At 67.1% G+C, this 14661-nt stretch carries 12 protein-coding genes and 1 pseudogene; 4 read left to right on the plus strand and 9 right to left on the minus strand.

Annotation, left to right across the window (positions count from 1 at the left end; translation table 11 throughout):
* Nucleotides 1-155 precede the first annotated feature (155 nt).
* Together VGV58_RS20590 and VGV58_RS20595 are read left to right on the plus strand one after the other, a co-directional pair.
* Nucleotides 156-1826, plus strand: coding sequence for an amidohydrolase (locus tag VGV58_RS20590; RefSeq protein WP_326875886.1), 1671 nt, complete (start codon nucleotides 156-158; stop codon nucleotides 1824-1826).
* Between the two features lie 65 nt (nucleotides 1827-1891).
* Complete coding sequence (locus VGV58_RS20595; protein WP_326875887.1) at nucleotides 1892-3478, plus strand: ABC transporter substrate-binding protein; 1587 nt, start codon at nucleotides 1892-1894, stop codon at nucleotides 3476-3478.
* A gap of 33 nt (nucleotides 3479-3511) precedes the next feature.
* Here VGV58_RS20595 and VGV58_RS20600 read toward each other — a convergent pair whose 3' ends face one another.
* Both VGV58_RS20600 and VGV58_RS20605 read right to left on the minus strand, forming a co-directional pair.
* Entirely contained in the window at nucleotides 3512-3691 is a 180-nt protein-coding gene (locus VGV58_RS20600; protein ID WP_326875888.1) for a hypothetical protein, read from the minus strand.
* Nucleotides 3692-3758: 67 nt separating this feature from the next.
* A complete protein-coding gene (locus tag VGV58_RS20605) occupies nucleotides 3759-4556 on the minus strand; it encodes an alpha/beta fold hydrolase (protein WP_414644047.1) in 798 nt (265 codons plus the stop codon).
* A gap of 294 nt (nucleotides 4557-4850) precedes the next feature.
* On the opposite strand from VGV58_RS20605, the pseudogene VGV58_RS20610 reads away from it, so the two are divergent.
* Nucleotides 4851-5036 (plus strand): annotated as a pseudogene (locus VGV58_RS20610) (helix-turn-helix domain-containing protein); the annotation flags it as partial.
* Nucleotides 5037-5075: 39 nt separating this feature from the next.
* Nucleotides 5076-5762, plus strand: coding sequence for a substrate-binding domain-containing protein (locus VGV58_RS20615; RefSeq protein ID WP_326876176.1), 687 nt, complete (start codon nucleotides 5076-5078; stop codon nucleotides 5760-5762).
* Between the two features lie 229 nt (nucleotides 5763-5991).
* Here the strand turns inward: VGV58_RS20615 and VGV58_RS20620 are convergent, their stop codons facing one another.
* The 7 genes from VGV58_RS20620 to VGV58_RS20650 form a co-directional block, all read right to left on the minus strand.
* Nucleotides 5992-7701, minus strand: coding sequence for an MFS transporter (locus tag VGV58_RS20620; protein WP_326875890.1), 1710 nt, complete (start codon nucleotides 7699-7701; stop codon nucleotides 5992-5994).
* Between the two features lie 174 nt (nucleotides 7702-7875).
* Nucleotides 7876-8508 carry a TetR/AcrR family transcriptional regulator gene (locus VGV58_RS20625; protein WP_326875891.1) on the minus strand — a complete coding sequence of 211 codons (633 nt, stop codon included), beginning with the start codon at nucleotides 8506-8508 and terminating at the stop codon, nucleotides 7876-7878.
* Nucleotides 8509-8515: 7 nt separating this feature from the next.
* Nucleotides 8516-9697, minus strand: a complete 1182-nt coding sequence (gene bktB / locus VGV58_RS20630; RefSeq protein ID WP_326875892.1) for a beta-ketothiolase BktB — start codon at nucleotides 9695-9697, stop codon at nucleotides 8516-8518.
* Between the two features lie 12 nt (nucleotides 9698-9709).
* Complete coding sequence (locus VGV58_RS20635; protein ID WP_326875893.1) at nucleotides 9710-11533, minus strand: AMP-dependent synthetase/ligase; 1824 nt, start codon at nucleotides 11531-11533, stop codon at nucleotides 9710-9712.
* A gap of 8 nt (nucleotides 11534-11541) precedes the next feature.
* Nucleotides 11542-12351 carry an ABC transporter ATP-binding protein gene (locus tag VGV58_RS20640; RefSeq protein ID WP_326875894.1) on the minus strand — a complete coding sequence of 270 codons (810 nt, stop codon included), beginning with the start codon at nucleotides 12349-12351 and terminating at the stop codon, nucleotides 11542-11544.
* 30 nt (nucleotides 12352-12381) lie between these two features.
* A complete protein-coding gene (locus VGV58_RS20645) occupies nucleotides 12382-13563 on the minus strand; it encodes an ABC transporter substrate-binding protein (RefSeq protein WP_326875895.1) in 1182 nt (393 codons plus the stop codon).
* Nucleotides 13564-13617: 54 nt separating this feature from the next.
* Entirely contained in the window at nucleotides 13618-14658 is a 1041-nt protein-coding gene (locus VGV58_RS20650) for a branched-chain amino acid ABC transporter permease (RefSeq protein ID WP_326875896.1), read from the minus strand.
* Between the last annotated feature and the right edge of the window lie 3 nt (nucleotides 14659-14661).

The following is a 14661-nucleotide window of genomic DNA, read 5'->3' on the forward strand; positions in this document are numbered from 1 at the left end:
CCGCTAGGTGACTTGTGCTGGATGCTCCCTCTGCAAAGATGGGCCTCCAGGGAAACATTTCGAACCGGCGCTTTTCCTCTGAGCCCGCAAGGGCCAGGGCGAAGCGCCGGTTTTTTTGTTTCGGTCACCCCGACGTCGCTTGCGAGGGGATAGGGATGACCGACAGGCCGAATGCAGCAGAGCCCGCTCCCGCGGCCGAGATGATCCTCCACAACGGCGTGATCCGCACGATGGACGCAGCGAACCCGCTGGCGGAGGCCCTTGCCGTCGCCGGCGGCCGGATCGTCAGGCTCGGCGCGCGCGAGCAGGTCATGGCGCTCGGCGGAGAGGCAACCACCCTCATCGACCTCGGCGGCCGCATGCTGATGCCGGGGCTGATCGATTTCCACGTCCACCTCCTCCCCAGCATGATCGCGCGCCTCCATACGACGGCGCTCGATACGGCCGACGATTTCGACATGATCCTGCGCAAGATCGAGGCAGCCTGCGCCCGCCAGGACGGCCGCGACTGGGTCGTCGCCGGTGCCTATGGGGCGCTCGCTCTACGCCGGATGCGCGAGCCCGGCGCGCTGGCGGCCCTGGATGCGGTCAGTCGCGGTCGGCCCGTTGCGATGCAGCATCTGAGCGGCCATGGCTATTTCGCCAACTCCGCCGCCTTGCGGATCGCGGGCATCGACGCCGCGACGCCGAACCCGCCGGATGGCGAAATCGTCAAGGATGCCGCAGGCGAGCCGACGGGCCTCCTCATCGAGTCCGGTGCCTGGCCCGTCACCGACGCCATCCCCGAACTGTCTGCGGCCGGAAAGGCCGAGGCGGCGCGCGCCTCGATCGCCTATCTCAACAGCCTCGGCATCACCGGCTTCGCCGATGCATCGGCGAGCCTGGAGTCGCTGGAGTTCTACCGGGCCCTCGACGATGCCGGCGCCCTGACCTGCTGGGCTGCCTTCCATCTCGCTCTGAGCCCGACCTGCTCGGGTTATGCGGCCGACGAGGCCAAGCTCATGCGCGAGCAGCGCCGCGAACTCTGCGGCCCGCATATGAACGCCGATTTCGCCAAGATCTTCCTCGATGGCGTGCCCTCGCTGCGCACGGCCGCGATGCTCTTTCCCTATGCCAGCGCGCCCGACGAGGCGCCGGTCGCGACCTCGCTGACACCGGACGAACTGACCGATGCCATCGCCGATTTCGATCGCGACGGTATCGGCGTGAAGGTGCATGCCGTCGGCGATCGCGCCATCCGCATGGTGCTCGATGCCGTCGAGCAGGTGCGCCTTCGCAATGGTCCGGGCGGACCGCAGCACCAGATCGCCCATGGCCAGTTCATCACGGCGGCGGACATTCCGCGCCTGGCGAAGCTCAACGTCCTCCATGACATGTGCCCGCCGCTCTGGCATCCCAATTCCGCGAGCCTGACGCATGAACGGATGGTCGGGCCCGAGCGCTATGCGACGGTCTGGCCGGTCCGCGACATTCTCGCCGCCGGCGCTGCCGTCGTCGCCGCCTCCGACTGGCGCACGATCGCGCCGGACCTCGATCCCTGGGAGGCGATGTGCGGTCTCGTCACTCGGCGCGATCCGACCGGGCGTCATGACGGCGCGCACGCCCCCGATCAGGCCGTCAGCGTCGCCGAGGTCCTGCCGCTCTATACGGCCAACCCGGCCGCGGCCATGCGCCTTGGCCATCGTACCGGCCGGCTCGCGCCGGGGCTGTCTGCGGACATGATCATGCTGGACCGCGACCTGATGACGATCGATCCGCTGGCGATCGCGCAGACCAAGGTCCTCGCCACCTGGTTCGAGGGCAGGCTCGTGCATGGCAGCGCCTGAGCAAGCTGCCGCGCCGCAGCCGGAATGACATGACGACACAATCGACAAGAGGGGAGATCGGGAGCATGCACCGCCGCCACTTCATCGCCGGGGCGACAGCCGCCGCCGCAGGACTTTCCATGCCGCGCCTCGGCCAGGCCCAGGCGAACCGCGCCCGTACCCTGCGCTTTGCCCCCCATACCGATCTGAGCTTTGTCGATCCCGGCTGGACCCTGGCCTATATCGCGCGGAACCACGGCTTCATGGTGTTCGACACGCTCTACGGGCTCGACTCCAGCTTCGAACCTCAGCCCCAGATGGTAGCGGGGCATGTGGTCGAGAACGATGGCCTGTTGTGGCGGCTGACCTTGCGCGACGGACTGCTCTTCCATGACGGCACGCCGGTGCGCGCCCAGGATTGCGTCGCCAGCATCCGGCGCTGGGCGTCTGCCGACGCCTTCGGCCAGAAGCTGATGGCCGCGACCGACGAACTCTCGGCCGCCTCCGATCGCGAGATCCGCTTCAAGCTCAAGCGCCCCTTCCCCCTCCTGCCCGCGGCGCTCGGCAAGGCCAGCCCGTATATGTGTGCGATCATGCCGGAGCGGATCGCCCTCACCCCGCAGACGACGCAGATCACCGAGGTCATCGGCAGCGGCCCGTTCCGCTTCCTCGCCTCGGAGCGGGTGCCGGGCGCCTCCGCGGCCTATGCGAAGTTCGACCGCTATGTCCCGGCTTCCGGCAAGCCGAGCTTCATCGCCGGCGCCAAGATCGCCCATTTCGACCGGATCGAGTGGGTCACCATTCCCGATGCCGGCACGGCCGCGGCCGCGCTCCAGTCGGGCGAGATCGATTGGTGGGAGGCTCCGCCTCCCGACCTGATCCCGCTGCTCAAGGGCAACGGCAAGGTGGCTGTCGAAGCGCTCGACCCGGCCGGCTCGGTCGGCGTGTTCCGGTTCAACCATCTCCAGCCCCCCTTCAACAACCCGGCGATCCGGCGCGCCGTGCTCGCAGCAGTCGACCAGGCCCCGTTCATGCAGGCCATCGCGGGCGACGATCGGGCGATGTGGAACGACCGGGTCGGCTATTTCACGCCCGGCACGCCGATGGCGAACGATGCGGGCATGGCCGGGCTGTTCGGCCCGCGCGACCTCGCCAAGGCCAAGCGCGACCTTGCCGCCGCCGGTTATCGCGGCGAGCGGGTCGTGCTGCTCGCGGCCTCGAACATCGATGCGATCAACGCACTCGCCTTGGTCGCGCAGGACCTGCTGACCCGCATCGGCATGAATGTCGACTATGTCTCGACCGATTGGGGCACGGTGATGCAGCGGCGAACCAGCCAGCAGCCGGTCGAGAACGGCGGCTGGAGCGCCTTTATCGGCACCTGGTCCGGCAATGACCTGGTGAATCCGGCGGTCAGCATCAGCCTGCGCGGTGACGGCAAGGCGGCAGGTGGCTGGCTGACCTCTCCCGAGATCGAGCGGCTGCGCGACGCCTGGTTCGAGGCGTCTGACCTCTCCGAGCGCCAGCGCATCTGCCGGGCGATCCAGGAACAGGCCTGGCAGGACGTGCCCTTCATCCCGCTCGGCCAGTGGAAGACCCAGAGCGCTTGGCGCACCAGCATCACCGACCTGCCCCGCGGCATTCCTCTCTTCTGGAGCGCGCGGCCGAGCTGAGCGGGGCGCGCCAGTCCCACTTCGCCGCACCGGTCAAACCGCGATGATGTCCGTGGTGAATGTCTTCACGACTCCGGCAGGATCGCGCGTCGAGCGATCGACATGGCCGGCAGCCGGATCCTGGCGGAACGCGGCGTTGCCGACCGGCTCCGGCAAGCCCTTGCCAAGCGGAATGTCTATCGTAGGCCCCAGCCCCTCAAAGGAGAGGGCCATGATGAGCCAGGCGGCGAACGGGTCGCCGCCCGAGCCGCCACCTCCAGGGCGTTTCCGGGGCCCCTTCCTATGCGGCCGTCAGGAAGCCTGTCACCGCGTCGAGGAATTCCACCGGCCGCTCGACATTGAGCATGTGAACGCCCGGCATCAGCACCAGCCTGGCGCCTGGAATCGTCGCGGCGATCTCCTCGCTGTGGCTGGCTAGCGTCACCTTGTCATCTATGCCACCGATCACCAGGGTCGGCGCCTTGATCAGCGCGATCGTCCGGCGCAGATCGTTGTCGCGCAGCGCAGCGAAACATCCGGCGAGACCTCGCGGCGGCGTCGCCAGCACCATGGCCCGGAATGTGTCGACGATCTCGTTCGGGCCAGCCAGCATCGAGGCCGGGAACCAGTTGCGCATGAACTGGTCGGCCGTCTCCGACATGTCCTTGACCGCGAGCACCGCCCGGATCTGCGCATCGAAATTGGAGGGCGGCCCGAGATGGGCCGCGGTGTTGGAGAGGACGAGCCGGCCGATCCGATCCGGCGCATGGACGGCGAGCCACTGCCCAATCCAGCCGCCCATCGACAGGCCGCAGAAATGCGCCTGCTTGATCTCCAGCGAATCGAGCAGCTCGACCACGTCGCGTCCCAGCCGATCGACCGAGTAGGCGCCGGCCGGCGTATCGGACTTGCCGTGCCCGCGAAAATCATAGCGCAGCACGCGGAAGCTCTCCGACAATGTCCGCACCTGCCCGTCCCACATATGGAACGAGGTCGCGATCGAATTCGACAGCACCAGGACGGGCCGGTCGGCGCCGCCGGTCAGCTGATAGGCGATGCGGCAGCCGTCGCCGGCGGTGAAATGAAGGGTCTCGGTCATCTTGCTCTCATTGCTGGTTTGGTTCGGGTTGGCGGTGGTCCGCGCCGCGCCGGCGCTGGAGCCGCCGGCCGATTGGGCTGCGGCCAGGCCGGGCGCCATGAGTGCGGAGCCACCGAGCGCGATCGCGCCGCGACGCGTGACGAAACTGGCCATGCCGCATGTCCTTCTGATCGAACGGGAGGCCTGCTCTGGCCGGCCGCGGGCCCCGGTGGATCGAGCGCCGGCCGCAGATATCGCTAGGCCATGTCAGCGTCGCAGAATATTACTATGTTTCGATAATCTCTGTCGGAAATTATGACATTGAACGAGCTGAAGCTTCACGATCTCCGATGTTTCGAGGCCGTCGCCAGCCAAGGCAGCTTTCAGGCCGCGGCGCTCGCCTTGAATCGCTCGCACCCATCCGTGTTCGCGGCCGTCGCCCGCCTCGAGCAGGTGCTCAAGCTGACCTTGCTCGACCGCAGCGGCTACAGGGTGAGCCTGACCGAGGCGGGAGCATTGTTTCATGCACGCGCCCGGCTGATGCTGCGCGAGCTCGACCACCTGCACGGCTATGCCGATCAACTGGCGAGCGGAGAGGAAACGATCCTGCGCGTCGTTCTGGGCGATGTCTGCCCGCGGCCATCAGCCCTGCGCCTGCTCAGCCGGTTCTTCGCCGGCCACAACCGGACGCGTCTTCATCTGGAGTATGAGACGATCAACGGGCCGCTCGAACGCCTGCTCGACGGCAATGCCGACCTGATCCTGCATCGCGCCGACCCGTCGGATCCGCGTCTCGAACGGATCGATCTCTGCGCCGTCGAGTTCGTTCCGGTGGTGGGGCCGGGGTTCCTCTCATTCGCGCCCGGGCCAGCCATTACGCCCGCGCGGATGCGGCCCTACACCCAATGCGTCATCCGCGACACGGCGCGGCAGCCTTCACCGGACAGCTATTTCCTGGTCGAGGGCTCGCAGCGCTGTTCCGTCCCGGACCATCAGATGAAGAAGGAGCTGATCCTCCACGGCCTCGCCTGGGGCCATCTGCCGGCCTGGCTCATCGACGAGGAACTCAAGGACGGCAGGCTGCTCTCGATCGCTGGTGAGCATCTGCCCGGCCGGGTCGAGACCGTGGCGGCCATACGCCGGCGCGATCGATTCCATGGGCCCGTCGCGGAAGCGCTTTGGCAGCACCTGCGGGCGCAGCCCGCATCAATCACCAGCGATGTCTAGAATCGTTTATGTGCGCGCCATTCCCGGGCGCTGATACGTGGCCGCTTCTTGCGCTTGCACAAAGCGTCGTCAAACGCGACGCTGCATCAATAACCAGCTCGCGTTGAGCGGCTATAGCATCGGACCGACAAGTGGAATCCACTTTTCGGAAAAATCCGATGTGAGAACAAAGTGATAGATCATCGTGACCGCGTCCGATCGGACGCGCGATGATCCAACCCGCCGTCGCTCAGGGCGACGCCTGCGCCTGCCGGGTCGCGCGTAGCACCTCGCGCGGCAGCACGCCGGTCTGGCGCTCGACCATGCGGTGCACGACCGGCGGCTCAGGCCCGATATGCAGCTCTCTGACCCGGTCGCCGATTTCGGCGTCGGCCTGGGTGACGCGCTGGGCCTGGCGGACATATTCGACCCAGGTCGGGCTGTCGTAGCGCTCGATCCAGAGCTCGGCATCGGTCAGGTCGCGCAGCAGCGACCAGTGGCGGGCGCCGTCGCGGCGGCGGATACGCCGGCGCTCCTCCATCGCCTTCAGGAACTCGACCACGTCCTCCTGCTTGATCCGCCATTCGATGGTGACGAAGACCGGGCCGCTGCGCGGCTCGATCTCGACCGCGACTTCGGGCTTTCGCCATCGGCCGAGAGGATCGAGATTGAGTGCCTCGAGCGGCGGCAACTGATATCTAAGCCCGACGGCTGCGCCGAAAACGAGCGCGGCCGCCGCGGCGGTGAGGCCTCCGGCCGGGCCGGAATGAAGGGTGACCCAGCCCCAGGCCCAACTGCCCGCGGCCATGCCGCCGAAGGCCGCCATCTGGTAGAGCGCAAGCGCGCGCCCCACCACCCAGCGCGGCGCCGACAGCTGCACCGTCGAATTGAAGGTCGAGAGCGCCAGCACCCAGCAGGCCCCGCCGACCGCAAGCGCCGGCATGGTGAGCCATAGGGTCGGGCTCAGTCCCACCACCAGGGCCGCGGCCGCATAGGCCAGGAAGGTCAGGCGCACGAGGGTCTCGGTGCTGAAGCGACGGCGCAGTCGGGCGCTGACGAAGGCTCCGGCAACCGCGCCTGCGCCGAAGGCTCCCAGCAGGATGCCGTATGTCAGCGGGCCGCCGCGCACGAGATCGCGTGCGACCAGCGGCATCAAGGCCAGGCCGACGATACCCCCGAAGCCGAAAAGGGAGGCGCGCAGGATGACCGCGCGGATATTGGGCGACATTGCGACATAGCGGAGACCGGCACCCATCGCGAGCCAGAACGTCTCGCGCGGCAGCACGCGCTCGACGCGCGGCGGCTGCCAGCGGGCCAACACGACGAGCAGGCCGATATAGCTGAAAGCATTCACGACGAAGGCTGCGACCGCGCCGAAGGCGGCGACGATGGCGCCGCCGATCGCCGGGCCGACGCTGCGAGCGATGTTGAAGGCGACGCTGTTCAGCGTCACCGCCGCCGGCAGCTCGGGTCGCGGCACCATGTCGCCAACCGAGGACTGCCAGGCGGGGTTGTTGAGCGCGTTGCCGCAACCGAGCAGGAAGGTGAAGGCGAGCAGCAGCCAGGGCGAGAGCAGCCCATGCCAGGCGAAGACCGCCAGCATGATCGAGACAGCGAGCATGAAGCTCTGCGCCGTCAGCAGGATGCGGCGGCGGTCGTAATTGTCCGCGATCGCGCCGGCGGCGAGCGAGAACAGCATCACCGGCAGCGCGGTCGAGGCCTGGACGAGCGCGACCATGTCCGGCGAATCGGAAAGCGAGGTCATCAGCCAGGCGGCGCCGACCATCTGGACGAGGCCGCCGAAATTCGAGGCAAGGCTTGCAATCCAGACCGCACGGAAGATCGGCTGGCGCAACGGCGCAAAAGCCGAATAGCGCCCGTCATGAGGCTTCAGGCCCTCGGCGGCGAGGTCGGCTTCGGCGGTCTCGGCAGTGGTCTGCGTGGCGGGCTCATGCGGCATGTCACAGTTAGAGCATGCCGGCGGGCAATGGGAAGCCGCGCTTCGCCATTGTCCGTCATGGCCCGCCTTACAAGCTGCTTCCCGGCATCGGTTCGCGCGGATGCCGGGCATCCGCACGAGCTCGCGAACGAAAAGGATTCATTTGGTAGACCTGACGCTGTCCGCGTCCGAACATCATTCCGATCCGAGATGGCTCGCCCCGATGCCATTGACGAACAGCCCGATCGTCTCGCAGGCGATGTGGTCGACCGAGAGTGGCCCGGCCGGATCGTGCCAACGGGCGATCCAGCTCAGAGCGCCGGCCGCGGCGAAAGCGAGCAGCTTGGGGTCGCAGGAGCGGATCGAGCCATCGGCGATCCCAGCCTCGATCAGTCCGCGGAAGCGCTTGTCGATCTTGCCCTTGAGCCCGCGCAACTCCTTGCGGGTCTCGGCCGGCAAGGGATCCTCGCCGACCAGGATGAGGCAGCGCCCGAAATCCTCGGTGACGATATGGGCGTATTCGGTCCACAGCACGATCAGCCGGTCGAGCCCGCTGCCGCCGCTGCGCCTGGCCTCGGCCACTGCGGCGGCGGCATCGAGCCGTTCGAGCCCGATGCGCACGCATTCGAACAGGATCTCGTCCTTGCTGCGGACGTAGTGGTAGATCGTCGGCTTGGTGACGTTCAGCCGCTCGGCGACGTCATCGAGCGAGGTGCGGTGGAACCCCTGCTCGGCGAAGGCCTGCGCCGCGACGCGCAGCACGGCCTCGCGCTTGAGCGCGCGCTCGCGCTCACGCTCTGCCGGCGTCTTCCAGAGGGCTGTCGCCATGGTCGGCTCAGGCCCGCTCGATCGCGAGCGCGATGCCCTGGCCACCGCCGATGCACATCGTCACCAGCCCGTAGCGCCCGCCGCTGCGCTTCAGCTCATAGGCCGCCTTCAGAGTGATGATCGCACCCGTCGCCCCGACTGGATGGCCGAGCGCAATGGCGCCACCATTGGGATTGACCTTGGCCGGATCGAAGCCGAGTTCCTTGGCCACCGCACAGGCCTGGGCGGCGAAGGCCTCGTTCGATTCGATCACGTCGAAGTCCGCGAGCGAGAGCCCGGTGCGCTTGAGCAGCGCCTGCACCGCCGGCACCGGGCCGATGCCCATCACGCCGGGCTCGACGCCGGCATGGGCGTAGCCGACGATGCGGGCGAGCACCGGCTTGCCTTCGCGGCCGGCGCGGCCCTCTTCCATCAGCACCATCGCGGCGGCGCCGTCATTGATGCCCGAGGCATTGCCGGGCGTGACCGTGCCGTCCTTCTTGAAGGTCGGGCGCAGGCCCTTCAGCGTCTCGGCCGTCGTGCCGGGCTTGGGATGCTCGTCCGTATCGAAGCTGATGGTGTCGCGGCCCTTGCGCACCTCGACCGGCAGGATTTGTTCCTTGAAGCGGCCAGCATTGATTGCCTCGGCCGCCCGGCGCTGGCTTTCGGCAGCGAAGGCGTCCTGGGCTTCGCGGTCGATGCCGTAGCGCTCGGCGACGTTTTCGGCGGTGATGCCCATGATGCCGTTACCGAACGGGTCGGTCAGGATGCCGGTCAGATGGTCCGAGGCGACCGTGTCGCCCATGCGCTGGCCGAAGCGGGCGGTCGACAGCAGATGCGGCGCGCGGCTCATCGTCTCGGCGCCGCCGGCAACAGCGGTATCGCAATCGCCGAGCATGATCGCCTGGGCGGCGGAGACGATCGCCTGGACGCCCGAACCGCAGAGCCGGTTCAGCGTCAGGGCGGGCACTTCGACCGGGATACCGGCGTCGATCGCTGCGATGCGGGCGAGATAGGCGTCCTTCGACTCGGTCAGGATGACGTTGCCGAACACGACATGGCCGACCTCGGAGGCCGGCAGGTCGGCACGGCGCAGCGCCTCGCCGACGCAAGCGGCCCCGAGCGCGGTCGGCGCATGGCCGGAGAGCGCTCCGCCGAAGGTTCCAATCGCGGTGCGGACGCCCGCGGTAATGACGACATGACGGCTCATGGAATTGCTCCTTCAGGCTGGTTCGGCGTGCCGCTCGGGCTTGTACAGGCCCTCGATCTCGGCAGCGTATTTTTTCGCGATGCTGGCGCGGCGCACCTTCATCGTCGCGGTCACCTCGTCATCGTCATGGTCGAGCTCCTTGACGAGGAGGTGGAAGCGCTTGAGCTGCGCCACCGGCGCGAGCTGGCTGTTCGCCTGCTCGATCTCGACGGCAATCAGGTCGCGCACGCGTTCATGCTCGGCGAGGCTGCGGAAATGGGTGAAGGCGATACGGTTCTCCTCCGCCCATTTGCCGACGGTCTCGGCGTCGATCTGGATGAGGGCGGAGGGATAGCGGCGCCCGTCGGCGACGACGATGCACTCCTTGATGAAGGCGCTGCCCTTCACCGTGTTCTCGATCTCCGACGGGCTGAGGTTCTTGCCGCCGGCGGTGATCATGATGTCCTTGAGACGATCGACGATCCTGACCTGGCCGGCCTCGATCACGGCGACGTCGCCCGTGTGGAGCCAGCCTTCGTGCAGCACGCCTGCCGTCGCCTCGGGATTACGGAAATAGCCCTCGAAGACGATATCGCCGCGGATCAGCAACTCACCCTGATCGCCGAGCTTGGCCTCGGCTCCCGCCACCGCTTCGCCGACCGAGCCGGGGAGCAGGTGTTCCAGGCGCTGGCCGACGGACATGCCCGACGTCTCGGTCAGCCCGTAGACCTCGACCAGCGGCACGCCGAGCGTGCGGAAGAACTGCACGATGCGCGGCGGGATCGGAGCCGCGCCGGTCAGCGCGATCCTCGCCTTGCGCAGGCCGATGAAGTTCTGCAGCGGGCGGAAGATGACGAGGTGATAGAAGCCTGCGATCGCTTTCTCGCGCAGGCTGCGTGCGGCCTTCGGCTTGGTGGCGAAAGGCTCGCAGGCGGCAAGACCGGCCTCGAACAGGCGTCGGCGCCAGCCGCCGGCCTCCATCAGCTTGATATGGATCGAGGCGTGCAATTTCTCCCAGATGCGGGGCACGCCGAGGAAGAGCGTCGGCGCGATCTCACGCAGATCTTCCTGCACCGTGCGGATCGACTCGCCGAAGGAGACGCAGGAGCCTGAATAGATCGGCGCCATCGTGCTCAGCATCTGCTCGGCGACATGGCAGAGCGGCAGATACGACAGGTTCGTCGTCGAGGCATCGTAGCCGAGCCGCTCGACAACGCCCGCCGCCTGGGCGCGCATGTTGCGGTAGCTCAGCATCGCCCCCTTGGGCTTGCCGGTCGAGCCGGAGGTATAGACCATCAGGCCGATATCGGCCGGCGTCTGCGCGGCGAGGCAGGCTTCGACCAGACAGGGGTGCTTCGCCTCGTGTTCCGAGCCGAGGCGCAGCACCTCGGCGAAGGCGACGACCAGCTCCGAGGCATAGCCCCGCAGCCCCTTGGGATCGATCACCACGATGCGCTTCAGCCGCGGCAACTCCTCCAGCCGCTCAAGCACCTTGTCGGTCTGCTCCTGGTCCTCACAGACGACGATCTCGACCTCGGCATGGCCCAGCACATAGGCGACCTCGTTAGCCGGGCTGGTCGCATAGACGCCGATCGCGACCGCATTGACCATGCCGGCGCCGAGCTGGGCGACGACCCATTCGGCCCGGTTCTCCGACAGGATGCCGACATGACCGCCCTGCTCCAGGCCGAGCGCCCGCAGTCCGAGACCGAAATGGCGAGCGCGCCGGTCGTACTGCGCCCAGCTGATCGGCAGCCAGATGCCGAAATCCTTCTGCCTGAGCGCGATACGCTCCGGCATGGTGCGCGCATTCTCGCGCAGCATCTGCGGCAGAGTGAGATTGGGAAGCTCGCGCATTGCCGTCCTCACGAGAGCCAGCGCTTGCGGCGCTTGTAGTGCTTGATGTCGCGATAGCTGCGCTCAGCCCCGGCGCCACCGAGGCCGAGATAGAATTCGCGCACGTCCTGGTCGCGCATCAGCTTCTCGACGGGACCGTCGATCACGACCTTGCCCATTTCGAGGATGTAGCCGTAATTCGCCACCGCGAAGGCCACGGCGGCGTTCTGCTCGACCAGCAGCATCGAGACCTTCTGCTCGGCATTGATGCGGGCGATGATCGCAAAGATCTCCTCGACCAGCTTGGGCGCAAGGCCGAGCGAGGGCTCGTCGAGGAGGATCAGCGAGGGCCGGGCGATCAGCGCGCGCCCGATCGCCAGCATTTGCTGCTCGCCGCCGGAGAGATAGCCCGCAAGCCCTTTCCGGCGCTCGTGCAGCCTTGGGAAATAGCTGTAGACGAGATCGAAATCGGCTGCGGGCAGCTTGCGCCCGGTCAGCGCGAAGGTCGCGGCGGTGAGGTTCTCCTCGACGGTCAGGTCCTCGAATATCCGCCGCCCCTCCATCACATGAAAAAGACCGCGCCGGACGAGCCCGTGCGGGGTCAAGGCAGCGATATCGTCACCGCGGAAGCGGATGGCGCCGGCGGTGACGTCGCCATCCTCGAGCGAGAGCAGGTTCGACACCGCCTTCAGCAGCGTCGACTTGCCGGCGCCGTTCGAGCCGAGAAGGGCGACGATCTCGCCCGCCGGCACCTGCAGCGACAGCCCGCGCAGCACCTGCACGGTCCGGTTATAGACCACCTCGACATTGTTCACGTCGAGCAGCGCGGGACCGGCCATGACCTCTAGCCTCTCACTTAGCCGCCGCCGTTACAGCTTGATCCAGTCAGAGGCCGGCTGCATCTGCTTGGCCTTGGCGTCGAAGCGGTAGATGCGCCCGACCGGCACGGAATTGCCGGGGATCGAGATCGGCACGCCGAACAGGCCGCCAGTGTCGAAATCCTTGATGCTGTTGAGCCCGGCCTTGAGGTTGGCGCCGTTGAGTTCCTTGCCGGCGTCGAGCGTGCGCTTGACCGCCTCGGCCATCAGCATCGCGGTGACGAAGCCCTGCAGATAGCCGGTCGATTGGTATTCCGGCCGCATCTGCCGGATCTTCTCCAGCATCGGCGAGGAACCGTCCTTGTCGTAGTAGTAGCGGTAGGGCATCACGCCCATGAAGCCCTCGGCGGCGTCGCCCATGCGCTGCACGGTCGAGTTGTCCATGGTCCAGAACGTGCCCATGAACTGGCTCTTCATGCCCATCTGCTTCGCCTGGGTGACGAATTCCGGGATCGGCGCCAGCACATAGCCGTGGAAGATCGTGAAGTCGGGATTGGCGCGGCGCAGCTTCAGCACCTCGGTGGAGACGTCGACGCTGCCGGGCGGGGTCACGATCTTCTCGACAACGCTGAGCTTCAGCTCCTTGGCGACGGCCTCGCTCGGCGTAATCGGGTCACGGCCGAACTCGCTGTCGGAATAGACGAAGGCGACGCGGGCGCCCGGCTTCTCCTTGGCGATGTAGCGCAAGAGGATGCCGAACATCTCAGTGTAGTCGGGGCCAGCCATGAACTGCAGCGGGAACTTCTTGGGATCGTTGAGCTCGGTCGCGAAGGAGGCGCCGGCCATGAGCATGCTGCCGCGGCGCTCGAGCTCGGGATTGATCGTCTTCGAGAAGCCGGTCGAGTCGCCGTAGTAGAGCGAGACCTTGTCCTGGCCGGTGATCTTGTTGAAGGCGGCGACGGAGGCGTCGACCTTGTAGGCGGTGTCCTCGGCGACGTATTTGATCTTGCGGCCCTTGATGCCGCCGCCATCGTTCAGGATCTTGAGATAGTCCTGGATGCCGGCATGGATGCCGACGCCGGCGAAGGCGAAGACGCCGGTCAGCGGGATCGAGCCGCCGAGCACGATGTCGCCGCCCTCCTGTGCTGCGAGCGGCCTGACGCCGAGCGCCAGCCCGCTGGCGAGCGCTGCGGTGCCGGCGAGAAGCTGGCGCCTGTCGATGAGCTTGGTCATGTCATCCTCCCCAAGGTTTGGCTGCTCTTGCCGGCAGCGGTTTCAGTAAAGTTCTCAGGTCCTGAACGGCCAGAGATGGAAGAAGCGCCGCAGCCGCCGCCAGATCTCGGCGAGACCGCGCGGCTCGAAGATCAGAAAGCCGACGATCAGCCCGCCGAAGACGATGGTGCGCACCGGCGCCAGCGCCGCGAGCGCATCCGGATAGAACGGCGTCGCCCAGTTCGCGACGAACTTCAAAAGCTCGGGCACCAGCGTCATGAAGACCGCGCCGAGGATGCCGCCGAGGATCGTGCCCATGCCGCCGACGATGATTGCGGCGAGATAGAAGATCGAATTGACCAGCGGGAAGCTCTCGGGCGTGACGACGCGGAAGAAATAGGCCCAGAGCCCGCCAGCGAGCCCGGCATAGAAGGACGAGATCGCAAAGCTGGTCAGCTTGTAGCGCAGCAAGGGAATGCCGAGCACCTCGGCCGAGATGTCGCGATCGCGGATGGCGATGAAGGCACGCCCGATCCTGGTCCGCAGCAGGTTGGCGGCGCCGAGCACCATCAGGCAGGTCACCGGCATGATCAGCCAGTAGAGCAGGAAGGGCTGGTCGAGATTGAGGCCGAACAGGCGCGCCGGCGGCATCGACAGGCCGCGCGACTCGCCTGTCAGCGACCAGTGCGAGAACAGGAAGTGCAGGATGACCGAGGCCGCGATCGTCGCGATGGCGAGGTAGAGCCCCTTCACCTTCAGGCTGGGGATACCGACGAGGATACCGACCATCGCGGCTAGGCTGGCGCCGATCAACAGGTTCAGCAGGAAAGGCGTGCCAAGCCGGATCTCCAGCACCGCGACCGTATAGGCGCCGACGCTCATGAAGGCGGCCTGGCCGAGGCTGACGAGGCCGGTATAGCCGGTGAGCAGATTGAGGCCCGTCGCGCTGGCGACATTGATCGCGCAGAGACAGGCGAGGAAGAGCCAATAGGGGCTGGCGACGAACGGAAAGGCGATTGCGGCGAGTGCAAGCAGCACCAAGAGCCCGCGCTGTACCGACGTATCGAAGAGCGCCTCGTCGGCGGCATAGCTGGTCTTGAGCGTGCCGATCCGCATGGC

Origin of the sequence: Allobosea sp. (genome assembly GCF_035944895.1) — a bacterium.
Classification (GTDB): domain Bacteria; phylum Pseudomonadota; class Alphaproteobacteria; order Rhizobiales; family Beijerinckiaceae; genus Allobosea.

What these genes read in the sequence shown, in the direction of transcription:
- VGV58_RS20615 (WP_326876176.1), top strand. Translation starts at nt 5,076, where the DNA reads ATGCTGCGCGAGCTCGACCACCTGCACGGCTATGCCGATCAACTGGCG.
- VGV58_RS20625 (WP_326875891.1), bottom strand. Translation starts at nt 8,508, where the DNA reads ATGGCGACAGCCCTCTGGAAGACGCCGGCAGAGCGTGAGCGCGAGCGC.
- VGV58_RS20635 (WP_326875893.1), bottom strand. Translation starts at nt 11,533, where the DNA reads ATGCGCGAGCTTCCCAATCTCACTCTGCCGCAGATGCTGCGCGAGAAT.
- VGV58_RS20645 (WP_326875895.1), bottom strand. Translation starts at nt 13,563, where the DNA reads ATGACCAAGCTCATCGACAGGCGCCAGCTTCTCGCCGGCACCGCAGCG.
- VGV58_RS20620 (WP_326875890.1), bottom strand. Translation starts at nt 7,701, where the DNA reads ATGCCGCATGAGCCCGCCACGCAGACCACTGCCGAGACCGCCGAAGCC.
- VGV58_RS20650 (WP_326875896.1), bottom strand. Translation starts at nt 14,658, where the DNA reads ATGCGGATCGGCACGCTCAAGACCAGCTATGCCGCCGACGAGGCGCTC.
- bktB (WP_326875892.1), bottom strand. Translation starts at nt 9,697, where the DNA reads ATGAGCCGTCATGTCGTCATTACCGCGGGCGTCCGCACCGCGATTGGA.
- VGV58_RS20595 (WP_326875887.1), top strand. Translation starts at nt 1,892, where the DNA reads ATGCACCGCCGCCACTTCATCGCCGGGGCGACAGCCGCCGCCGCAGGA.
- VGV58_RS20640 (WP_326875894.1), bottom strand. Translation starts at nt 12,351, where the DNA reads ATGGCCGGTCCCGCGCTGCTCGACGTGAACAATGTCGAGGTGGTCTAT.
- VGV58_RS20600 (WP_326875888.1), bottom strand. Translation starts at nt 3,691, where the DNA reads ATGGCCCTCTCCTTTGAGGGGCTGGGGCCTACGATAGACATTCCGCTT.
- VGV58_RS20605 (WP_414644047.1), bottom strand. Translation starts at nt 4,556, where the DNA reads ATGACCGAGACCCTTCATTTCACCGCCGGCGACGGCTGCCGCATCGCC.
- VGV58_RS20590 (WP_326875886.1), top strand. Translation starts at nt 156, where the DNA reads ATGACCGACAGGCCGAATGCAGCAGAGCCCGCTCCCGCGGCCGAGATG.